The sequence below is a fragment of the Egibacteraceae bacterium genome, assembly GCA_040905805.1.
In the GTDB taxonomy this organism is placed as follows: Bacteria; Actinomycetota; Nitriliruptoria; order Euzebyales; family Egibacteraceae; genus DATLGH01.
In genome coordinates this window covers 1-2,331 of sequence record JBBDQS010000163.1, presented here as the reverse complement: position 1 = coordinate 2,331, position 2,331 = coordinate 1, and the positions used below count along the sequence as shown (strand labels likewise).

Here is a 2,331-nt window from a genome sequence, read left to right as displayed (position 1 = left end):
GTCATCGTGTTTTGCACTGCGTCGAGCCGCGGGGTCCGGGCCACTGGCTGCATCCTCGGGGTATGGCCGGATTGGTCCGTGGCCGCCTGTGAGGCGTCACGATCCACATCGGTGCCGAGGGAAGTGGGACCCATCGTGAGATCGTCGGCCAGGTCCGGGTAGGCGTCTTCCCAGGCCCACCTCAAGGACATGGGCAACGACCCCCTTCAAGGGGCTCGATCAACTCGTCGGATCTCCTGCAGGGAACCGTTCCCGCTACCACCCAGTCGGGCAGTCGCTGAACCCGGCGACGGTCACCGGAGGCCCCGCAGCGTTCGGAGATCCGCCGAACTTCCAGGGTTGCCCGGGACGCTCGAGGCCACCCGGGAGCGCCGCTGATTTACCACGGCGCGTCAGATCACGTGAACGCTGATCTCAGTCTCGCCAACCTCGATGAGACGGTGCAGGTCCGCAGGGTCACCGGTGACGATGGCAGCACCCGCCAGCTGTGCCAACACCACCACGGAAGCGTCCACGATGTCGGCCGTGCGGGCCTTGCCGCACAGGGCGCCCGCCGCTCGGGCGAGCGGCTCGTCGAGCGGCGTCACCACGCATCCTGCCAGCAGCCGTGACAGGTTCGCCTGGGGGCCGCCTCGCCATGCTTGGGCCAGCACTCCCGCTGGCACCAGCGGACTCAGGCGATCGCGAAGCGCGGCTTCGTGGAGGGCCCACATGCCCCGGTTTCCGCGTTCGCCGGCCACCAGCGCGCCGGTGTCGTAGACGATCACGCGCTACGGCGGGACGGACGGGCAAGGAGCCGCTTCAAGGTCCCGTGTGCTGCGGCACGCTCGTCGTCCGTCAAGCCCCCATGTTCGTGCTCCCACTCGCGCACCGCAGCCAGACCCTGCTCGATGCGGAGTTGGCTGCGGGCTGCCTCGTTGAGCCATGAGGACAGGCTTTGGCCACGCGCTTGTGCAGCGGATGCCGCCGCCTCAGCGACATCGGGGTCCAGGGCAACGGACACCTTCTTCACGGCCATGCGGCCAGGATAACAACTCTGGTGCTACCACGGTATTACCTCCTGGTAGCGAAGCTGCTCACCCTTGGGTGATGTAGCCCGACCAGGCCCAACCGAGCCGCCCTGTGGAGGCTGGCGGACCGAAGAGCTGTCACGATCGTTGGCGGTCGCGTGCAACTTCCTTCGGACAGTGCCGCATGCGTATCAGCGCGTCTGCCACGGAGGTGACCCGAGCGGTGAACGAGGCCCACGGGCCTTGCGCCCATCACGCCGAGCACCGAGGCGGCGCCGCCGCCGGAGTCCCGCGCGTCGGCGCCAGCCAGCTCGAGCGGGGACACGAATCGGTGCCTGCGCCTCTCCAGATCCAAGGGCAGCGGCGGGTGGCTCACCGTGTCTGACTGCCTCATCGACATACCCGCAGCAGCGGAGCGCCTCGGTGTGACCCAGCGATGGGTACGGCGCGCTGTCGCTGAGCGTCGCATCTCGTTCGTCAAGGTCGGCCGCAACGTCCGGTTCGAACCGGAGGAGATCCGCCGATCTCCTGTGGTCGTGCTGGCGCCTGGGCGGGGCGGGTACCGCGCTGAACCCTGTGGTCGTCGGCTGGACAGGGCCTGTGCTGCGTAGAAGGGCAGGTCAGTCTGTCTGGATGGGGAGTGCCCGAACACGAAGGCGGCGGGGTTCCATGACCACAGGGCACCCTGGTCCAACGCGTCACCGGCGGTGTCGATGGCGTGCGTGACGGCGGCGGCCCGTTGTTCGGCCCTTCGCCCGGGTCGTCGAAGGAGGATCACGCTCGGCTGGGCCGTGTGCCCGAGCGCGAGTAGGGTCCCGAAGTCGGTGTCGGCGGTCACCACGGTTCGGTCTTCTCGAGCGGCGGCCTGCAGGACCGCGTCGTCGGGAGCCCCACGAAGGTCGAGATCGGCCACGTGCACGGCGTCGTGTCCCGCCTCGAGCAGTAGGGAGGCGACGCGGCGTGCCAGGCTTTCGTCGACCAGCAGCTTCACGCGGAGGGTTGTAGCGGCAGGACGCGTTCGTCGACGGCGACCGCGGCGAAGTGCAAGGCCTCACGAACGTCATCTGTGGCCAGCTGCGGATAGTCGGCCAGGATGTCGTTGACGGACATGCCCTCGGCGACCATGCCCACGACAGTCGCGACAGGGATGCGGGTGCCGCGGATGCACGGCACGCCGGCCATGATCCTCGGGTCAGCGGTGATGCGCTCGAATGCCATAGTAGGCCAATCGACCGCCATGATTGACCGGCGTCACGCCCCACACACCCTACGTTCCGCAGGTCAGATGAGGGCTTGGGACGAATTTCATCGAGGCACCGAG

3 protein-coding genes are annotated in these 2,331 nt (G+C 68.2%); all 3 read right to left on the bottom strand.

What is annotated here, in order from left to right; genetic code table 11:
• Nucleotides 1-392: 392 nt before the first annotated feature.
• Nucleotides 393-767: a PIN domain-containing protein gene (locus WD250_17250; GenBank protein MEX2621963.1), complete on the bottom strand. Its 375-nt coding sequence runs from the start codon at nt 765-767 to the stop codon at nt 393-395.
• Complete coding sequence (locus tag WD250_17245) at nt 764-1,018, bottom strand: hypothetical protein (protein ID MEX2621962.1); 255 nt, start codon at nt 1,016-1,018, stop codon at nt 764-766. Before WD250_17245 ends, WD250_17250 begins: the two co-directional genes overlap by 4 nt.
• Nucleotides 1,019-1,997: 979 nt before the next feature.
• Entirely contained in the window at nt 1,998-2,228 is a 231-nt protein-coding gene (locus tag WD250_17240; protein ID MEX2621961.1) for a DUF433 domain-containing protein, read from the bottom strand.
• Nucleotides 2,229-2,331: the final 103 nt, after the last annotated feature.

Excerpts from the sequence above, each read along its gene's own strand:
- WD250_17245 (MEX2621962.1), bottom strand. The coding sequence starts at position 1,018 with ATGGCCGTGAAGAAGGTGTCCGTTGCCCTGGACCCCGATGTCGCTGAG.
- WD250_17240 (MEX2621961.1), bottom strand. The coding sequence starts at position 2,228 with ATGGCATTCGAGCGCATCACCGCTGACCCGAGGATCATGGCCGGCGTG.